At 67.3% G+C, this 18,789-nt stretch carries 18 protein-coding genes and 1 pseudogene; 3 read left to right on the forward strand and 16 right to left on the reverse strand.

The window, feature by feature from the left end:
* Positions 1–5: 5 nt before the first annotated feature.
* From rplC to AB0B40_RS04875, 7 genes are all read right to left on the reverse strand, one after another.
* The gene (gene rplC / locus AB0B40_RS04845) at positions 6–650 is read right to left on the reverse strand and encodes a 50S ribosomal protein L3 (RefSeq protein WP_020135811.1); all 645 of its coding nucleotides are present in this window, start codon (positions 648–650) and stop codon (positions 6–8) included.
* 17 nt (positions 651–667) lie between these two features.
* A complete protein-coding gene (gene rpsJ, locus AB0B40_RS04850) occupies positions 668–976 on the reverse strand; it encodes a 30S ribosomal protein S10 (protein ID WP_003948644.1) in 309 nt (102 codons plus the stop codon).
* Between the two features lie 608 nt (positions 977–1,584).
* Complete coding sequence (locus AB0B40_RS04855) at positions 1,585–2,055, reverse strand: hypothetical protein (protein ID WP_362262865.1); 471 nt, start codon at positions 2,053–2,055, stop codon at positions 1,585–1,587.
* 61 nt (positions 2,056–2,116) lie between these two features.
* Positions 2,117–3,976 carry an alpha/beta hydrolase gene (locus tag AB0B40_RS04860; protein WP_345046740.1) on the reverse strand — a complete coding sequence of 620 codons (1,860 nt, stop codon included), beginning with the start codon at positions 3,974–3,976 and terminating at the stop codon, positions 2,117–2,119.
* Positions 3,973–4,419 carry a hypothetical protein gene (locus AB0B40_RS04865; RefSeq protein ID WP_345046739.1) on the reverse strand — a complete coding sequence of 149 codons (447 nt, stop codon included), beginning with the start codon at positions 4,417–4,419 and terminating at the stop codon, positions 3,973–3,975. Before AB0B40_RS04865 ends, AB0B40_RS04860 begins: the two co-directional genes overlap by 4 nt.
* A gap of 228 nt (positions 4,420–4,647) precedes the next feature.
* A complete protein-coding gene (locus AB0B40_RS04870) occupies positions 4,648–5,247 on the reverse strand; it encodes a hypothetical protein (protein ID WP_345046737.1) in 600 nt (199 codons plus the stop codon).
* Complete coding sequence (locus tag AB0B40_RS04875) at positions 5,244–5,843, reverse strand: alpha/beta hydrolase (RefSeq protein WP_362262869.1); 600 nt, start codon at positions 5,841–5,843, stop codon at positions 5,244–5,246. The genes AB0B40_RS04870 and AB0B40_RS04875 overlap by 4 nt, the downstream gene beginning before the upstream one ends.
* A gap of 254 nt (positions 5,844–6,097) precedes the next feature.
* On the opposite strand from AB0B40_RS04875, the gene AB0B40_RS04880 reads away from it, so the two are divergent.
* The gene (locus AB0B40_RS04880) at positions 6,098–6,484 is read left to right on the forward strand and encodes a hypothetical protein (protein WP_362262872.1); all 387 of its coding nucleotides are present in this window, start codon (positions 6,098–6,100) and stop codon (positions 6,482–6,484) included.
* A gap of 246 nt (positions 6,485–6,730) precedes the next feature.
* Here AB0B40_RS04880 and AB0B40_RS04885 read toward each other — a convergent pair whose 3' ends face one another.
* The 3 genes and pseudogenes from AB0B40_RS04885 to AB0B40_RS04895 form a co-directional block, all read right to left on the reverse strand.
* Positions 6,731–7,057: an amino acid ABC transporter permease gene (locus AB0B40_RS04885; RefSeq protein WP_345046734.1), complete on the reverse strand. Its 327-nt coding sequence runs from the start codon at positions 7,055–7,057 to the stop codon at positions 6,731–6,733.
* Positions 7,058–7,177: 120 nt separating this feature from the next.
* The gene (locus tag AB0B40_RS04890) at positions 7,178–7,366 is read right to left on the reverse strand and encodes a DUF397 domain-containing protein (RefSeq protein WP_345046732.1); all 189 of its coding nucleotides are present in this window, start codon (positions 7,364–7,366) and stop codon (positions 7,178–7,180) included.
* A pseudogene (locus AB0B40_RS04895) lies at positions 7,363–8,207 on the reverse strand (helix-turn-helix transcriptional regulator). Before AB0B40_RS04895 ends, AB0B40_RS04890 begins: the two are co-directional and overlap by 4 nt.
* 138 nt (positions 8,208–8,345) lie before the next feature.
* Here AB0B40_RS04895 and AB0B40_RS04900 point away from each other — a divergent pair.
* Both AB0B40_RS04900 and AB0B40_RS04905 read left to right on the forward strand, forming a co-directional pair.
* Complete coding sequence (locus AB0B40_RS04900; RefSeq protein ID WP_362262876.1) at positions 8,346–8,816, forward strand: ATP-binding protein; 471 nt, start codon at positions 8,346–8,348, stop codon at positions 8,814–8,816.
* A gap of 133 nt (positions 8,817–8,949) precedes the next feature.
* Positions 8,950–9,315: a hypothetical protein gene (locus tag AB0B40_RS04905; RefSeq protein WP_362263138.1), complete on the forward strand. Its 366-nt coding sequence runs from the start codon at positions 8,950–8,952 to the stop codon at positions 9,313–9,315.
* Here the strand turns inward: AB0B40_RS04905 and AB0B40_RS04910 are convergent.
* From AB0B40_RS04910 to AB0B40_RS04935, 6 genes are all read right to left on the reverse strand, one after another.
* Entirely contained in the window at positions 9,198–9,785 is a 588-nt protein-coding gene (locus AB0B40_RS04910) for a hypothetical protein (protein WP_362262879.1), read from the reverse strand. The genes AB0B40_RS04905 and AB0B40_RS04910 overlap by 118 nt on opposite strands.
* Before the next feature lie 132 nt (positions 9,786–9,917).
* A complete protein-coding gene (gene tuf / locus AB0B40_RS04915; protein WP_030345400.1) occupies positions 9,918–11,111 on the reverse strand; it encodes an elongation factor Tu in 1,194 nt (397 codons plus the stop codon).
* Between the two features lie 156 nt (positions 11,112–11,267).
* Positions 11,268–13,394 carry an elongation factor G gene (fusA, locus tag AB0B40_RS04920; protein WP_345046727.1) on the reverse strand — a complete coding sequence of 709 codons (2,127 nt, stop codon included), beginning with the start codon at positions 13,392–13,394 and terminating at the stop codon, positions 11,268–11,270.
* Positions 13,395–13,433: 39 nt separating this feature from the next.
* Entirely contained in the window at positions 13,434–13,904 is a 471-nt protein-coding gene (rpsG, locus tag AB0B40_RS04925) for a 30S ribosomal protein S7 (protein ID WP_007384059.1), read from the reverse strand.
* Positions 13,905–13,906: 2 nt separating this feature from the next.
* Complete coding sequence (rpsL, locus tag AB0B40_RS04930; RefSeq protein ID WP_003948652.1) at positions 13,907–14,278, reverse strand: 30S ribosomal protein S12; 372 nt, start codon at positions 14,276–14,278, stop codon at positions 13,907–13,909.
* 512 nt (positions 14,279–14,790) lie between these two features.
* Positions 14,791–18,690 carry a DNA-directed RNA polymerase subunit beta' gene (locus tag AB0B40_RS04935; protein WP_345046726.1) on the reverse strand — a complete coding sequence of 1,300 codons (3,900 nt, stop codon included), beginning with the start codon at positions 18,688–18,690 and terminating at the stop codon, positions 14,791–14,793.
* Positions 18,691–18,789 lie beyond the last annotated feature (99 nt).

Consider the following 18,789-nt stretch of genomic DNA (forward strand, 5'->3'; position numbering starts at 1 on the left):
TTACCTCAGGCCCCCTTGGCCGCGGTGCGGACCAGGACGAGGCCGCCGTTCGGACCGGGAACCGCGCCCTTGATGAGCAGCAGACCCTTCTCCGCGTCAACGGCGTGGACGGTCAGGTTCTGGGTGGTGACCCGCTCGTTGCCCATGCGACCCGCCATGCGGAGGCCCTTGAACACGCGGCCCGGGGTGGCGCAGCCACCGATGGAACCGGGCGAGCGGTGCTTGCGCTGGGTGCCGTGTCCGGCGCCGAGGCCCTTGAAGTTGTGACGCTTCATGACACCGGCGAAGCCCTTGCCCTTGCTCTTGCCGGTCACGTCGACCTTGATGCCGGCCTCGAACACCTCGGCGGTGATCTCCTGGCCGAGGGTGTACTCGCTGGCGTCAGCGGTACGGATCTCGACGAGGTGGCGGCGGGGAGTGACGTCGGCCTTGGCGAAGTGGCCCTTGAGGGGCTTGTTCACCTTGCGCGGGTCGATCTCGCCGAACGCGATCTGGACGGACTCGTAGCCGTCGACGTCGTTCGTGCGGACCTGGGTGACGACGTTGGGGCCGGCCTTGACGACGGTGACCGGAACAACACGGTTGTTCTCGTCCCACACCTGCGTCATGCCGAGCTTCTCGCCCAGGATGCCCTTGATCTGCTTAGCCATTCTCAGATCACCAGCCCTCAGAGCTTGATCTCGATGTCGACACCGGCCGGGAGGTCGAGTCGCATCAGAGAGTCAACGGTCTTGGGGGTCGGGTCGAGGATGTCGATCAGGCGCTTGTGCGTGCGCATCTCGAAGTGCTCGCGCGAGTCCTTGTACTTGTGCGGCGACTTGATGACGCAGTACACGTTCTTCTCAGTGGGCAGCGGCACCGGGCCCGCGACCGACGCACCAGTGCGGGTCACCGTCTCGACGATCTTCTTCGCCGAGGAGTCGATGACCTCGTGGTCGTAGGCCTTGAGCCGGATGCGGATCTTCTGTCCCGCCATGGCTACTCAGTAGTCCTGTCTCTCTTACGCTCTGGAACCCGGTGGATTCCTTGTGCTGCCGTCGTTTCTCCGACCCACGCGGTCGGGCGTGTCGCTCTCCCGCTGACACAGATGTCCCTTGTTCGAACATCCCTGCGGAATGCACACGGCCCTTCCGGAAACCGCGGACCGGGGACCTCGGGCCCACCGGGCGCCTGGCCGGTGTCGCGCTCACACTTCCCGGAAGATTCCCGTACGTCCGCCCCAGTGCTGCCCGAAGGCAGTTAGGGCGACGAGTACTGTGGGACTCGCTTCCGGTCCTCCCGGCGGGAGGCGCGCAGCATCAACACTCGACCGAGCAACTCGGACAGTCTGCCATATGGGGCAGGCAGACCGCCAATCGAGCCGTAGAGATTACCCCGAAGGTGACGTAGGTCAAACTGGTGAGGCGGTCACGGCCGGTCCATGATCCGCACCTTGCCGCAGCCGCGCCGCTCCGCCTCGTGCCCGGCGAAGGCCTTCAGCGCGGACCGGGCGAACGATGCCAGCCCGCGCGGACACCTCGGAGACCGGACTTCTTCTGCATCGCGCCGACGTGCACTCGGTACGGGTCCGGCCGATCACCGGCGTCAGCCCGTCCCGGTGGTGCCGCCGGGCCCGCTGCGGAAGCAGTCGGACACCACCGTGGCCTCGATCATGGACGAGCGCTCGCTGCCGGCGGGCTCCCGCCACAGCCGCAGGTCGGCGGAGAGACGGCCGTCGGACGAGTTGGCCACGATCTGCGGGAGCTTCGCCCGGCTCTTGTCGGGGCCGTCCTTGACGATCTTCCAGCCCTTGGCCGGCAACTGCGTGCGCAGGCGGTCCATGGCCTGTTCGAGATCGTCGCCCGGCACGCCGTAGACGCTCCACGGATGCCGCATGCGGTGCACCCCGCTGCCCTCCGGGTACGACGAGCACGGGGTGGCCACGGCGCCCGACCGGGTCACCTTGCCCTTCACCGCCAGGATGTCGAGGATCTCGCTGGATGCCCGCTCGACGCTCTGCTTTACCGCTCGCTCGTCGCGGACGGCGGCCTTCTTCTCGTCCTTCTCTCCGCTCACCTGAGAGCAGCCTCCCAAGAGGATGGCGGTCAGAGCCGCGCTGACAACGGTCGCGTATGTCTTATTCAAGGGTCACCTTGTCGTACTGGCCTGCCATCACGAGGGCCTGGTTGCGCAGGCTCGTCGAGCCCTCGTCCCAGAAGGCGCCGTGGTCCCCGGCGTCCGACTCCATGATGTTGGCACCGAACTCCGGGTCGGTCGGGATCGTCCAGTCGTCGCCGAGGCCGGCCAGGTACTTCCCGCCGATGCGCACCGCCGCGTCGTTGCCACCGCCCTGCTCCGCCCACATGTGCCCCTGGGGGATGCCCAGGTCCGCGGCCCGCTTGGCCTGCATGCCGGGGCTGCCCACGGCGATGACGTCGTCCACCGGCAGCGCGCCCTCGGGCCACACCCGCGACTTCGCCGCGTCGCCGATGAGCGTGGTGCCGTAGCTGTGGCCCATCAGGGTGGTGTGGCCCAGGTGGGTGTTGCCGGACGCCATGCGGTGCGCTTCGAGGTTGCCGTCGAGGAAGTGCGACAGTCCCGGGCCGCCCTTGGCCGCCCACTCGTCCGACATCGCCTCCGGGAACAGGCCGCCGCCCTTCTCGAACGGCTTCGCCTGCAGGGGCGCGTCGTAGTCGAACCAGGTGATGGTGGAGACCTTCTGCCCCTGTGCGTACCGGTTGGTCTCGTGCCACAGGATCTCGCCGCGGCCCATGTCCTTCTGGATGTCCGGCAGGAGGGTGCCCGTGCCGGGGACGTAGATGCCGGTGTGGTCGGCGGTGTCCGGGTTCCCGTTGGCGATGATGACCTTGCCGTCGTGGCCCTTGCCCTCGGGGTCGAAGCCGAGCAGGTAGGCCTCGGGCAGGCCGTCGGTCCCGGTTCTGTCGAAGCGCGACTGGATGGCGTCCATGCCCCGGATGCGGCCCTCCAGGGCCTCCTTCTTCCTGTTCCACTCCTTCCACTCCTCGGTCTCGATCTGGGCGCCTTTCACCTCACGGCCGGTGATCGGGCTGATGTAGGGGGCGTAGCGGTCGGGCTCCTTCCCCATCCAGGCGTCCAGCTTGTCCTGGTAGCCGGCCCGGCTCTCGGCCAGCACGACGCGGTTGGCCTCGTCCCGCACGGTGGCGGGGAGGCCGTCCATGGCTCCGATGGAGTCGGGGTGCATGGAGACGTAGGCCGCCTTCTGCTCGTCGGTCAGGTCCGCCCACCAGTGGGCGACCAGCTCCGGATCACCGTCCTTGGGCGGCTTCGGAAGGGAGCGGGCGTAGGCGTCGGCACCCTTCACGACACCGTCGGTGTCGCTCTTGACGTCGGTCCAGTCCCGGCCGGACACCACCAGGTCGTCGTCGGCCTTCAGCGCGCGCAGCTTCGGCGCCCACTTGGCGTCCGCGTCCGCGGCCTCCTTCAGCGCGTCCCCGATGCGGTTCGCGAAGCCGATGGCCTTGCCGAAGTTCGGGTTCGGGTGCTGGTGGATGGCCTGCTGCTCGATCGCGTTGGCCGTCGCGTCCGTCGAACTGGCCGAGGCGGACACGGTGCCGCCCTCGGGCACCTTGCCGTCGACCTCCTCGCCACCGGCCGGGAAGGTGACCGAACCGTCCGCGCCGACCGTGCACCCGGCCGCCTTGGCGTCCTCCAGAGCCGCCTCCAGCTTCCGCTTCGCGGCGGCCATGTCGTACGCGAACCCGTTCAGCGCGGTACCGGCCAGCGCGCACTCGGTCTGGGCGTAGTGGAAGTCCTTGCCCAGCTCCTTCAGCTCCCGCAGGGCCGCGCCGGCCGCCTCGCCCTTCAGCTGGTTGCGGATACCGGCGGCAATCTGGTTCTCCACCGTTTCCTTGGCCGCGCTCGCCATATCGCTCGCGGCCCGGTAGCCGTCGGCCGCCTCCTGGAACTCCGAGGGCTTCAGCGCCTGCAGCGTCGCGATGTCCACGGCCGCGGTCACCGGCCCTTCGCCTGGCCGCCGACGGCCTCGGTGTCCTGGTACTTGTCCTTGACCTTGTCCAGCTCCGCCTTCACCTCGGCGTCGGTCATCGACAGGTCGCGCCCGGACTTCTCCATGAGGCCGCCCAGCTCACCACAACGGCCCTTGACGTCCCCCACGTACTTCTTCCAGGACTCGTACAGCTCCCGCTGCGCCGCCGCGGACTGCACGCCGGACAGCTCGCCGAGTCCGCTCTGCCCGTGGTCCAGCTTGCCCAGGGCCTTGGAGATGCCGTCCTGCAACCCCTTGGTGTCCTCGCCGGCCTTCGTCCAGGCCTTCTTGTCCGACTTCAGGTCACCGGCGCCACCGCCGCCCGGCTCCGACGGAACATGGTTCAACTGCATCCCCGTGGACCCGCGCGCCGCGGCGTCCGCCTTCAGTCGCTCCCACTCGTCCCACGCCATCAGCGCGTACTCCCCCCAGTCATGACGGCGGTGCGGTCCTGCCGTAATGATCTCGTGCCACGGTGCGGAGCTTAAGCGCGTGGCATCGGGGGGCGCCTGAGTACGTGTACTCAGCTGTCGCCCAGAACCGCCGGGCCGGTCCGACGAACGCCGCCCAGGGTCTCTTCTGCAGCGCGCTCCTTTTTCTCGGGGCGTCCAGTCGCTGCCGATGGCGTGGCCGGACACGGGTCAGTACTCCGTGTTCAGGTCCGTACCCTTGGGCGCTCGCCAGCAGCCGGATACGACGTTGACGAGGATCTTGGGTTCCGGCTCGCGGCCGGCCGTCGGGCTGGACACCCAGAGTTCCACGTTCACCGAGAAGGGCTCGGTCCGGGAGTCCGCTGTCATCTCCAGCGTCCGGTCCTTGCTCTTGTTCGGTCCATACTGAACGATCTTCCAGCCCTTCCCTGGGAGACCTTCCTTGAGGCGCCGGAAACCGGCCTTCAGCTCGTCCTCCGAGACGCCGTAGACGGACCAGGCGTGAACGGTCTGGTACAGATGATCAGGGTCTTGGTCGCAGGTGGCGACACTGGGGCCCGGCTGGGTCACCTTCCCGGTCCGAATGTCGATCAGCTCATAGATCTGGCTGGACACCGCTTTCGCTTTGTCCTTGGCCTTGCCGACATCCGGGTAGACCGCCTTCGATCCGCTGGTCTCGTGCCCCGGGACGGAGGCTTCATCGTGATCCATCGTGCTTGAACACCCCGTTCCGGTGAGGAAGATGAGGCCACAGGCGACGGCGACGCCCAGCCGGCGAAGCCCCGGACGGTCACTGAGGCGGCGGGTCAATTGTCCTCCTGGACCTTGTCGTAGCGGCCGACGACCACCGCCGCCTGGGTCTTTATGCTCGTTGATCTCTCTGTCCAGTACCCGCTGTGACCACTGGTGTCCACGTCCATCCTGTGGGCACCGAATGACTCGTCAGACGGGATGGTCTGGATGTATCCCGCGTTGTAGGGCACACCGTGGTAGGTGTCCACCCCCCACTTCCAGCCCCCGAGGAAATCCCTGCCGATGTACGGCACCGGGTCGGAGCCGGCAGCTTCGGACCAGACATGGTCCTTGCCCACGCCCAGGTCACCCGCGTCGCCGACAAGCATGCCGGGGCTGCCGGCGACGACTATGTCATCGGCCGCAATGTGGTGCTCTTTGGCGGCCGCACCGATCACAGTCGTCCCGTAGCTATGGCCGATGAGCGTGGTGTGGCTTGCGTTCGGACCACCCTGGGCTGTCTGCAGTCCGTCCATGAAGGTGTTGAGGGTGGGCGCCGAGTGATAGGCATAGCTGGACCGCGGGGAGTCGGTGAGGATGTCCTGCGGAGCGTCGTATCCGATCCAGGTAATGGTGGAGGTCGACTGCCTCCCAGGGCGTCCCAGGCGGTCCACTCCGGATTGCGGACGACCCCGGCCGCCGTGACGATCGTCTTGGGCGGCTCCGGACCCAACTGGTACAGGTCGTGCCGGACCTGAGCATGGACCTCGTCCAACACCGTGCGGTTCGCCGAGTCGCGCACCGCGCTCGGTATGCCGTCGAGCGCGCCGATCTCCGCGGGAAACAGCGTCTGGTACTCCTCACGCTGTTCCTGCGTGAGCCCGTCCCACCACTTCCCGTTCTCGGCCGGTGACTTGTCGTGCGGGATGTGATCGTCGCCGAGGTACTTGCCTGCCGCCTTCTGGACCTCGCCCATGTCACGGGCCTCGTCCATGAGCATGTCGTCGGTGACTTCCAGACCGTCCGGCGCCTTCAGCCGGCGCAGGATCCCGGCGTACCGGTTGTCGATCTCGACGGCGCTGCTCACCGCCTGCCGGATGCGTTCGGCGATGTCCTCGGCCCTGCCCTTGTCGGGGTCGCCCTGCGCCTCTCCGGCGCCGGGCAGGAAGGGCACCGGGGCACCCGGCTTGGCAACACCCTTGCCGGCCGCCGCACCGGCGGCGAGCGGAAGCTGCGTGCTGTGCGGATACTCGACCGAGCCGTCCTCGTTGACCGTGAAGCCAAGATCCGCCGCGTCATCGAGGGCCTGCTGTAACTTCTTCTGAAGGTCGACCAGTTCCGAGGCGAGGCCGTTCAGGGCCGTGCGGACGAGACCGCATTCACCATGCAGGTACTGGTAATTGCGGCTGAGCCGCGTCATTTCGCGTTCGCGTCACGTAACTGCTGCCAGGTGGGCACCGTTCACCTCACCGGGCCCAGTCGGGCTTGTCGGGAACGCGCACGCCGTCGACCTTGCCCGCGACAGCCGGATCGATCTCGCCGAAGTCGCGTCCGCTCCTGGCTAACGCGCGTGCAACCGACCGCACTCGTCGCGCACCGCAGTCAGCCGCTTCTCCCAGGTGGGCAGGATCTCGTGCAATGCATCGGTACTGGTGAAGCCTTCGGTTCCGGCCTTGGCGCCCTCATGGGCAGTCGTCAGGTCGGTGAGCGCCGAGTCGGTAGCGCTCCGCAGGTCCTCCGCCACTCCGGACGCCTTCGTCCACGGACCTTTCGACGCCTTCAGGTCCGGACCCGCCCCGCCGCCCCCGCCGGGGTCGGCGGGCACATGGTCGATCCGCATTCGCTGGGCCGCGCTGGACTTGAGCTGCTCCCACTCGTCCCACGCCATGAGCGCGTACTCCCCCTTTTCGTGACGGCGGTGCGGTCATGCCGTGATGACCGCGTGTCACGGGGTGGAGCTTAGGGGCGTGACGTCGGGGGCGCCTGAGTACGTGTACTCAGCTGTCGCTCAAGACCGCCGGGCCAGGTCCACGAACGCCGCCCAGGCGGCCGGGGTGGCGGTGAGACGGGGACCGTCGGGGCGCTTGGAGTCGCGGATGTGGATGGTGGTGGGGGTGGGGGCGACTTCGAGGCAGTCGTTGCCGTTGCTACTGCTGCTGTAGCTGCTCTTGAACCAGCGGAGTTCCGAGGTGCTCATAGTTCTCCCAGCGCTTGCTCGATGAAGACCAGAGACTCCTCTGGCGTGAGCGCCTGAGCCCGGATGATGCCATAGCGCAGGTCGAGGACACGGAGCTGCCTCGGGTTCGAGACCGGACGACCAGAGAAGTCACCGTCGGTACGCCCAACTGCTGTTCCGTCCAGAAACTTCAGCACTTCGATCAGCCCACCCGTCCCGGGGTGATTCGCCCGCGCGGTCGGCATCACCTGTAGCTCCACGAACGGCAACTTAGCTACTTCCAGCATATGTTCGAGCTGTCGGCGCAGCACCATGTGTCCCCGACCGGGCGCCGCAGCGTCACCTCTTCCTGGACGAAGCTGAACTCCGGTGCGGGCGAGCGGTCGAAGACGGACTTCCGGGCCATGCGCCCAGCCAGCATGCGCTCCAGCTGATCCGGCGAGTAGGCCGGGCGCCAGGTGCGCAGCAGCGCTCGCGCGTACTCCTCGGTCTGCAACAGGCCGTGGATGTTGTGGTTGCTGTACAGCAACATCTCCACCGCCCGCCCCTCCATCTCCGCCAGCTCCCGCACCTTCTTCGGATAGCGGGCCTTCTTCATGTCCTCCGTGAAGGCCCTCAGGTGGCCCTGCGCCTTCAGGAACGTGTCCGCTCTGTCCAGCAGCTCCGGCCGGGGGATCCGCGCCCCGCGTTCGATCTTGCGGATCATGTCCTCGCCGTACCCCATGGCCTCGGCAAGCTCTGGCACCGAGACCCCGGCCGCCTCCCGGCAGACCTTGAGCAGGCGACCCACCGCCTGGACCACCGGCTCGATCTCGTCGCCGGGCTCGACGTCCCAGCCGGCCTCGTCCACTCCCTCACCCATCGCTCCTCCTGCGGCGCGCACTCGTACCCGTACAACGCCCGAGACAGGTGGGACAGCCGAGACAAAGCCTGGACAGTCGCCGTACGTACAGGCGTAGTCACTCCCTTCACGGAAGCAGACTCCGCCACGCTCAGTGACGTGAATCAAGAAACGGCTGCCCCTGAAAACCAACACGACGGGCACATCCCTCACTTCAGCCTCCGCCTGTCCCCCACGCCACGCGGGGCCCGCCTCGCCCGGTTGCTCAGCGAGCAGCAACTGCGCACGTGGGGGTTGCCGTTGGAGGCACCGACGCAGATCGTGGCCGAACTCGCCGCGAACGCCGCCACCCACGGCCGGGTCCCCGGCCGTGACTTCCAGCTGCTGCTCTACGTCGCCGGCGGCACGCTCCGCATCGAGGTCACCGACACGCGCGGTGACCGGCTGCCCCGGCTCACCACTCCGGCCGAGGACGGCGAATCAGGCCGCGGCCTGCTGCTCGTGGCGGCCCTCGCCGACCGCTGGGGCGTCACCGAGGGGCGGTACCCGCGCAAGACCGTCTGGGCGGAGGTGAGCACCCGCCCCACCGCATCGCGATCCGCCCCGCCCCGCCCCGCCCCGCCCCGGTGACCGGCGCCCCGGCCGTGGGCGAGGTCAATACTTGCCATGACCGGGCCGGGGGAGAACCGACCCACCCGACCCCACCAGCCTCCACCGCCGGCTGACCCTCACCGCGATCGGCCTCGCCTGCCACCTCCAGTCGCTGCCCTCCGGCACCCGCGTAGACATCAAGACTCTCGCCACCCGCTTCCCCGAGGGCGAGACCCGCATCGCGGCAGCCCTGCGCGAGCTGGAGGCCCACGGCTACCTGGCTCGTATCCGCGCGCGCCTGCCCAGCGGCCGGATCGTCACGTACACGGTCTCGTACAACCAGCCCCTGGCCACCCGCACTCCCGACCACCCCGAACCGAGTGGCAGTCAGCCTCCACGGCCACCTGCCGCTCCCCCGCCTCAGCCCGCCGAACCGCAACCGGGGCCGGAACCGGAGGCAGAACCCGCCGCCTCACCCCGGCCGTCGCCGCCTGGTTCGAACGCGGTGTCGCCCCCGAGGCCGTACACCGTGCACTGACCGCGAATCTTCCGCCCAACTCCCGCCACCCGGCCGCACTGCTCGCCCACCGTCTCACCGAGTTCCTGCCGCCACCGGCCCCGGTGCCTCCCCCACCACCACACGCCGACCATGCGTCTCCCCCTCTCAGGGTGTAGGACGGCTGACCGGTGATCGTGTGCGAGGAGTCGGTCGGCGGCGGGCGACGCGTCCCCACGGGCCCAGGAGAGCAGGCCCCGCTCCCAGGCGCCGTAGACCACCACGGCCGCCGCGGCCGGCCAGGGCACGACCGCCTGTACGCCGGCGCGCACCGAGAAGCGGGCGGGACGCCGGAGCCCGCGGCGCACTCCGGCCCGGAGCCGGCCCAGCCGCGTCCTGGCGCGCGCGGACGGCTCCCTGGGGCGCCGGACGGCGTCGCGCAGGAACGCCGCCCACTGCTCGTCGGACAGGGGAGGCTGGTCGGACCCGTCGGCGGGCGGCACGGTACTCACGCGGAGAACCGTGCGCGCAACCCCGGAACGACAGGGAGCCGGTAATGCGGAAGAGGCCCGTACGACCGAAGTCGTACGGGCCTCTCGCAGGTCAGAGACCTTCAGGTCGGTTGACCTTCAAGCAAGCGGAACTTACTTGTTGATCTTGGTGACCTGGCCGGCGCCCACCGTGCGACCACCCTCACGGATGGCGAACTTCAGGCCCTCTTCCATGGCGACGGGCTGGATGAGCTCCACCGTCATCTCGGTGTTGTCACCCGGCATGACCATCTCGGTGCCCTCGGGGAGGGTCACGACGCCGGTCACGTCCGTCGTACGGAAGTAGAACTGCGGGCGGTAGTTGTTGAAGAACGGCGTGTGACGGCCGCCCTCGTCCTTGGACAGGATGTAGGCCTGAGCCTCGAACGAGGTGTGCGGGGTGACCGAGCCCGGCTTGATGATGACCTGGCCGCGCTCGACGTCCTCGCGCTTGATGCCGCGGAGCAGCAGACCGACGTTCTCACCGGCCTGGCCCTCGTCGAGCAGCTTGCGGAACATCTCGATACCGGTGACCGTGGTGGTGGTCTTCTCGGTCTTGATGCCGATGATGTCGACGGTCTCGTTGACCTTCAGGACACCACGCTCGATACGGCCGGTGACGACCGTACCGCGACCGGTGATCGTGAAGACGTCCTCGATCGGCATGAGGAACGGCTTGTCGACGTCGCGCTCGGGCTGCGGGATCGACTCGTCGACAGCCTTCATCAGGTTGAGGACGGAGTCGACCCACTCCTGCTCGCCCTCGAGGGCCTTGAGCGCGGAGACCTTGACGACCGGAACGTCGTCGCCCGGGAACTCGTACTCGGAGAGGAGCTCACGGACCTCGAGCTCGACGAGCTCCAGGATCTCCTCGTCGTCCACCATGTCGGCCTTGTTCAGGGCGACGACGATGTACGGAACGCCGACCTGGCGGGCCAGGAGCACGTGCTCCTTGGTCTGCGGCATCGGGCCGTCGGTGGCGGCGACCACCAGGATCGCGCCGTCCATCTGCGCGGCACCGGTGATCATGTTCTTGATGTAGTCCGCGTGACCAGGGCAGTCGACGTGGGCGTAGTGACGCGCCTCGGTCTGGTACTCGACGTGCGCGATGGAGATGGTGATACCGCGCTGGCGCTCCTCGGGCGCCTTGTCGATGTTGTCGAACGGGGTGGCCTCGTTCAGGTCCGGGTACGCGTCGTGCAGCACCTTGGTAATGGCGGCCGTGAGGGTCGTCTTACCGTGGTCGATGTGACCGATGGTGCCGATGTTGACGTGCGGCTTAGTCCGCTCGAACTTCGCCTTCGCCACTGGGGTCCTCCTGTGGAGTGGTTCTGTACGCCTTACTTCATCGGCGCCAGGTGATCTTTGCTGTAAAGGCCCGGAACCCGGGACATTCCTCCGTGATTACGGTGGAATGCCCCGTGAGGCTCCGGAGTCAAGCCTACGGCGTGTGAACGCGGTGCGTTACTCGCCCTTGGCCTTCGCGATGATCTCCTCGGCGACGTTCCGCGGAACCTCGGCGTAGGAGTCGAACTGCATCGAGTAGCTTGCGCGACCCGACGTCTTGCTGCGGAGGTCGCCGACGTAGCCGAACATCTCCGACAGGGGCACGAGGCCCTTGACGACGCGGGCACCAGCCCGCTCCTCCATGGCCTGGATCTGACCACGGCGGGAGTTGATGTCGCCGATGACCTCACCCATGTAGTCCTCGGGCGTGGTGACCTCGACGGACATCATCGGCTCCATGAGCACGGGCGAAGCCTTGCGCGCGGCCTCCTTGAAGGCCTGCGAACCGGCGATCTTGAACGCCAGCTCGGAGGAGTCGACCTCGTGGTAGGCACCGTCGAGCAGCGTCACGCGGACACCGGTCATCTCGTAGCCGGCGAGGATGCCGAACTGCATGGCCTCCTGCGCACCGGCGTCGACCGAAGGGATGTACTCCTTCGGGATACGACCACCGGTCACCTTGTTCACGAACTCGTACGAGGTGTCGCCACCCTCGATCGGCTCGATCGCGATCTGCACCTTGGCGAACTGACCGGTACCACCGGTCTGCTTCTTGTGGGTGTAGTCCACGCGCTCGACGGCCTTGCGGATCGTCTCACGGTACGCGACCTGGGGCTTGCCGACGTTGGCCTCGACCCGGAACTCACGGCGCATGCGGTCGACCAGCACCTCGAGGTGCAGCTCGCCCATACCGCCGATGATGGTCTGGCCGGTCTCCTCGTCGGAGTGGACCTGGAAGGACGGGTCCTCCTCGGCGAGACGCTGGATCGCGACGCCGAGCTTCTCCTGGTCGCCCTTCGACTTGGGCTCGATGGCGACCTCGATGACCGGCGCCGGGAAGTCCATGGACTCCAGGATGACCGGGTTCTTGTCGTCGGACAGCGTCTCACCGGTGGTGGTCTGCTTCAGGCCCATGACGGCGACGATGTCGCCGGCGCCCACCGACTCGATCTCCTCACGCTTGTTGGCGTGCATGCGGTAGATCTTGCCGATGCGCTCCTTCTTGCCCTTGACGGAGTTCAGCACCGCGGTGCCGGACTCCAGGCGGCCCGAGTAGACCCGGACGAAGGTGAGCTTGCCGAGGTGCGGGTCGCTCATGATCTTGAACGCCAGCGCGGACAGCGGCTCGTCGTCGGACGGCTTGCGGCGGACGACCTCCTCCGGGTCGTTGACCGCGTGGCCCTCGATGGCCTCGATGTCGACCGGGGACGGGAGGTAGCGCACGACCGCGTCGAGCAGGGGCTGGACGCCCTTGTTCTTGAACGCGGTACCGCAGAACACCGGGGTGACGGTGGTGCCGGTGCCCTTGCCGGACGCGATGGTGATACGACGGATCGCGGCGTACAGCTGCTCCACGGAAGGCTCCTGGCCCTCCAGGTACAGCTCCATGATCTCTTCGTCGTTCTCGGCCACGGCCTCGAGCAGCTTGCCGCGGTACTCCTCGGCAGCCTCGGTGTGCGTGTCCGGGATGTCGACGGTGTCGTACATCTCGCCCTTGGTGGCCTCGGCGGACCAGACCAGGGCCTTCATCGTCACGAGGTCGATGACGCCCTTGAAGTCGGCCTCGGCACCGATCGGCAGCTGCATCACGATCGGCTGAGCGCCCAGGCGGTCAGAGATCATGTCGACGCAGCGGTGGAACTCGGCACCGGTCCGGTCGAGCTTGTTGACGAAGCAGATACGCGGCACGCCGTAGCGGTCCGCCTGACGCCACACCGTCTCGGACTGGGGCTCAACACCGGCGACACCGTCGAACACCGTCACGGCACCGTCGAGCACGCGCAGGGAGCGCTCCACCTCGACGGTGAAGTCGACGTGGCCCGGGGTGTCGATGATGTTGATGGTGTGGTCGACGTTCTCCAGCGGCCAGTGACAGGTGGTGGCAGCAGAGGTGATCGTGATGCCACGCTCCTGCTCCTGCTCCATCCAGTCCATGGTGGCAGCGCCGTCGTGGACCTCACCGATCTTGTAAGACACACCGGTGTAGAACAGGATCCGCTCGGTGGTGGTCGTCTTGCCCGCGTCGATGTGGGCCATGATGCCGATGTTGCGCACCTTGGCCAGGTCAAGTGAAGTGGTAGCCATAAGGCTTCAGTCTTCTCTCGGTCTCGATGTGGGTAGCGACTACCAGCGGTAGTGCGCGAAGGCCTTGTTGGACTCGGCCATCTTGTGGGTGTCCTCGCGCTTCTTCACGGCCGCACCGAGGCCGTTCGAGGCGTCGAGAAGCTCGTTGAGGAGACGCTCGGTCATGGTCTTCTCGCGACGGGCGCGGGAGTAACCGACCAGCCAGCGCAGCGCCAGGGTGTTGGCGCGGCCGGGCTTGACCTCGACCGGCACCTGGTAGGTGGCGCCACCGACACGGCGGGACTTGACCTCAAGCGTGGGCTTGATGTTCTCCAGCGCGCGCTTCAGCGTGATGACCGGGTCGTTGCTGGTCTTCTCGCGCAGGCCCTCCATGGCGCCGTACACGATGCGCTCGGCGGTGGAGCGCTTGCCGTTCAGCAGCACCTTGTTGATGAGCGACGTGACAAGAGGAGAACCGTAGACCGGGTCGATGATGACCGGGCGCTTCGGGGCAGGGCCCTTACGAGGCATTCTTACTTCTCCTTCTTGGCGCCGTAGCGGCTGCGGGCCTGCTTGCGGTTCTTGACACCCTGGGTGTCGAGCGAACCGCGGATGATCTTGTAGCGAACACCGGGCAGGTCCTTCACACGGCCGCCGCGCACGAGCACGATGGAGTGCTCCTGCAGGTTGTGTCCCTCACCCGGAATGTAAGCAGTGACCTCGATACCGCTGGTCAGACGCACACGCGCGACCTTACGCAGGGCCGAGTTCGGCTTCTTCGGGGTGGTCGTGAACACACGCGTGCAGACGCCACGACGCTGAGGGGAACCCTCGAGTGCGGGCGTCTTGTTCTTCTCGACCTTGTCCTGCCGGCCCTTGCGGACCAGCTGCTGGATCGTAGGCACTACTTCTCCGGTTTCTGTGTGCCGAATGGTGAAGCTAACCTGGAACATCACCGACCCACGCGGTCGGGTGTGTCGAATCCGCCAGACTCCCGCCGCAAGGCGGAAAGGGCGCAGATCACGGTGGCCGCTCACGGCTCGCCATGCGGTTCACAGGCACGCACAGGAGCCAGGGCACACCCCAGGCACAAGGTCTGAGCGTACCTACCTCATTCGCTGCGGTCAAAACAAATGAGACTCGGTGGCTCCTTCCAGCGAAACATGTCAAGCCCCCGCTCGCCGGGTGATCTTCGAATCGCTGATTCCGGGCCCGTGTGCGGACACATGCGCCGGCCCTCTCCCTCACGCCACCGAGCGCCGCCAGAGGGCATCGGGGTCACTCCGCCGGCCTGGACGGCACGGGGCCCCGGTCCTGGCGCCGCGAGGTCCCTGGCGGCCGCCTGGAGGCCCTCAGGCCCCGGCAACGCCGAGGGGCGGCCACCCCGGATGGAGTGGCCGCCCCTCGGACTGCTCGCTTACTGGTTGTACGGACCGTAGTCGTAGTCCTCCAGCGGAACGGCCTGGCCGGAGCCCGTACCGAACGGCGAGTAGTCGATGTCGTCGTAGCCGACGGCCGAGTACATCGCGGCCTTGGCCTCCTCGGTCGGCTCGACCCGGATGTTGCGGTAGCGGGACAGACCCGTACCGGCCGGGATGAGCTTACCGATGATGACGTTCTCCTTGAGGCCGATGAGGCTGTCGGACTTGGCGTTGATCGCCGCATCCGTCAGGACTCGGGTCGTCTCCTGGAAGGAGGCGGCCGACAGCCAGGACTCCGTCGCCAGCGAGGCCTTGGTGATACCCATCAGCTGCGGACGACCGGAGGCCGGGTGACCGCCCTCCTGGACCACACGACGGTTCTCGGTCTCGAACTTCGAGCGCTCCACCAGCTCGCCGGGCAGCAGCTCGGCGTCACCGGACTCGATGATCGTCACGCGGCGGAGCATCTGCCGGATGATGATCTCGATGTGCTTGTCGTGGATCGACACACCCTGCGAGTTGTAGACCTTCTGGACCTCGCCGACCAGGTGGACCTGGACGGCACGCTGACCCAGGATGCGCAGTACGTCGTGCGGGTTGGTGGCACCCACGGTGAGCTGCTGGCCCACCTCGACGTGGTCGCCCTCGCGGACCAGGACCTTGGCACGCTTCGAGATCGGGTACGCCGTCTCGTCGCTGCCGTCGTCCGGGGTGACGACGATCTTCTTGGTCTTCTCGGTCTCCTCGATCCGCACGCGGCCGGAGGCCTCGGAGATCGGGGCGACACCCTTCGGGGTACGGGCCTCGAAGAGCTCGACGACACGGGGCAGACCCTGGGTGATGTCGTCACCGGCCACACCACCGGTGTGGAAGGTACGCATCGTCAGCTGGGTACCGGGCTCACCGATGGACTGGGCGGCGATGATGCCGACCGCCTCACCGATGTCGACCAGCTTGCCGGTGGCCAGCGAACGGCCGTAGCACATCGCGCAGGTACCGACGGCGGACTCACAGGTCAGGACCGAGCGGGTCTTGACCTCCTCGACGCCGGCCTTGACCAGCTGGTCGATGAGGACGTCACCGAGGTCGACGCCCGCCGGGGCGAGCACCTTGCCGTCGACGACGATGTCCTCGGCGAGGCAGCGCGCGTACACGCTGGTCTCGGCGTTGTCCGCCTTGCGCAGGACGCCGTCGGCGCCGCGCTCGGCGATGGCCAGCTTGAGACCGCGCTCGGTGCCGCAGTCCTCCTCGCGGATGATGACGTCCTGCGAGACGTCGACCAGACGACGGGTGAGGTAACCCGAGTCGGCGGTACGCAGGGCGGTGTCCGCCAGACCCTTACGGGCACCGTGCGTGGAGATGAAGTACTCCAGCACGGACAGGCCCTCACGGAAGGACGCCTTGATCGGACGCGGGATGGTCTCGTTCTTCGCGTTCGACACCAGACCACGCATACCGGCGATCTGCCGCATCTGCATCATGTTTCCTCGGGCACCCGAGTCAACCATCATGAAGATGGGGTTGGTCTTGGGGAAGTTCTCGTTCATCGCCTCGGCGACCTCGTTGGTCGCCTTGGTCCAGATCGCGATGAGCTCCTGAGTGCGCTCTTCCTTGGTGATCAGACCGCGCTCGTACTGCTTCTGGACCTTCTCGTCCTGCGCCTCGTAGCCCTTGACGATCTCCTTCTTCGCCTCGGGAACGACGACGTCGGAGATGGCCACGGTGACACCGGAACGGGTCGCCCAGTAGAAGCCGGACGCCTTCAGGTTGTCGAGCGTCGCCGCCACGATGACCTTGGGGTAGCGCTCGGCCAGGTCGTTGACGATCTCGGAGAGCTGCTTCTTGCCCACCGAGTAGTCGACGAACGGGTAGTCCTCGGGCAGCAGCTCGTTGAAGAGCGCGCGGCCCAGGGTGGTGCGCAGGCGGAACGAGTCCCCCTGCTGCCACTCGGGCTCGCCCTCCTCGCGGGCCGGCGGCATCCAGCCGCGCGGCGGGATGGTGCCCACCGGGAAGCGGATGTCGATCTGCGACTGCAGCGCCAGCTCGCCGGCGTCGAACGCCATGATCGCCTCGGCCGTGGAGCCGAACGCGCGGCCCTCGCCCTTGGTGTCACGCAGCTCGCCGTCGGTGGTGAGGAAGAACAGACCGAGGACCATGTCCTGGGTCGGCATCGTCACCGGGCGGCCGTCGGCCGGCTTGAGGATGTTGTTCGAGGACAGCATCAGGATGCGGGCCTCGGCCTGCGCCTCCGCGGACAGCGGCAGGTGCACGGCCATCTGGTCACCGTCGAAGTCCGCGTTGAACGCGGTGCAGACGAGCGGGTGGATCTGGATGGCCTTGCCCTCGACCAGCTGCGGCTCGAAGGCCTGGATGCCGAGGCGGTGCAGGGTGGGAGCACGGTTCAGCAGCACCGGGTGCTCGGCGATGACCTCTTCGAGGACGTCGTACACGACCGTGCGGCCGCGCTCCACCATGCGCTTGGCGCTCTTGATGTTCTGCGCGTGGTTCAGGTCCACCAGGCGCTTCATCACGAACGGCTTGAAGAGCTCCAGCGCCATGGCCTTGGGCAGACCGCACTGGTGCAGCTTCAGCTGCGGGCCGACGACGATGACGGAACGCGCCGAGTAGTCGACTCGCTTGCCGAGCAGGTTCTGACGGAAACGACCCTGCTTGCCCTTCAGCATGTCGCTGAGGGACTTCAGCGGGCGGTTACCGGGACCGGTGACCGGACGACCACGACGACCGTTGTCGAAGAGGGCGTCCACGGCCTCCTGGAGCATGCGCTTCTCGTTGTTCACGATGATCTCGGGCGCGCCGAGGTCGAGAAGCCGCTTCAGGCGGTTGTTGCGGTTGATGACACGGCGGTACAGGTCGTTCAGGTCGGAGGTCGCGAAGCGGCCACCGTCCAGCTGCACCATCGGACGCAGGTCCGGCGGGATGACCGGCACGCAGTCCAGCACCATGCCCTTGGGGCTGTTGCTGGTCTGCAGGAACGCGGAGACGACCTTGAGGCGCTTGAGCGCACGGGTCTTCTTCTGGCCCTTGCCGGTGCGGATGATCTCGCGGAGGCGCTCGGCCTCCTCGTCGAGGTCGAAGGACTCCAGGCGCTTCTGCAGCGCCGCGGCACCCATCGAACCGTCGAAGTACGTGCCGAAGCGGTCACGCAGCTCGCGGTAGAGCAGCTCGTCGCCCTCCAGGTCCTGGACCTTGAGGTTCTTGAACCGGTTCCACACCTCGTCGAGACGGTCGATCTCGCGCTGCGCACGGTCGCGCAGCTGCTTCATCTCGCGCTCGGCACCCTCGCGCACCTTACGGCGCACGTCGGCCTTGGCGCCCTCGGCCTCCAGCTCGGCCAGGTCGGTCTCGAGCTTCTTGGCGCGGGCCTCGAGGTCGGCGTCGCGACGGTTCTCGATCTGCTGGCGCTCGACCGAGACGTGCGCCTCCAGGGAGGGCAGGTCGCGGGTACGGCGCTCCTCGTCGACGTACGTGATCATGTACGCGGCGAAGTAGATGACCTTCTCGAGGTCCTTGGGCGCCAGGTCCAGCAGGTAGCCGAGGCGCGAGGGGACACCCTTGAAGTACCAGATGTGCGTGACGGGCGCGGCGAGCTCGATGTGGCCCATCCGCTCACGGCGCACCTTGGCGCGCGTGACCTCGACGCCACAGCGCTCACAGATGATGCCCTTGAATCGGACACGCTTGTACTTGCCGCAGTAGCACTCCCAGTCCCGGGTCGGACCGAAGATCTTCTCGCAGAAGAGTCCGTCCTTTTCGGGCTTCAGGGTGCGGTAGTTGATCGTCTCGGGCTTCTTGACCTCGCCGTGGCTCCACTGACGGATGTCGTCAGCGGTGGCCAGGCCGATCCGGAGCTCGTCGAAGAAGTTGACGTCGAGCACTATGCGTCAATCCCTCTCAGGGTCGAAAGTCTTTGGTCTGATACGGGGGCCTGGGGGTCGGCGGGGGCCTCACACGGTGGCGAGGCCCCTACCGGACTC

The organism is Streptomyces sp. NPDC042638 (assembly GCF_040647235.1).
Classification (GTDB): Bacteria; Actinomycetota; Actinomycetes; order Streptomycetales; family Streptomycetaceae; genus Streptomyces; species Streptomyces rameus.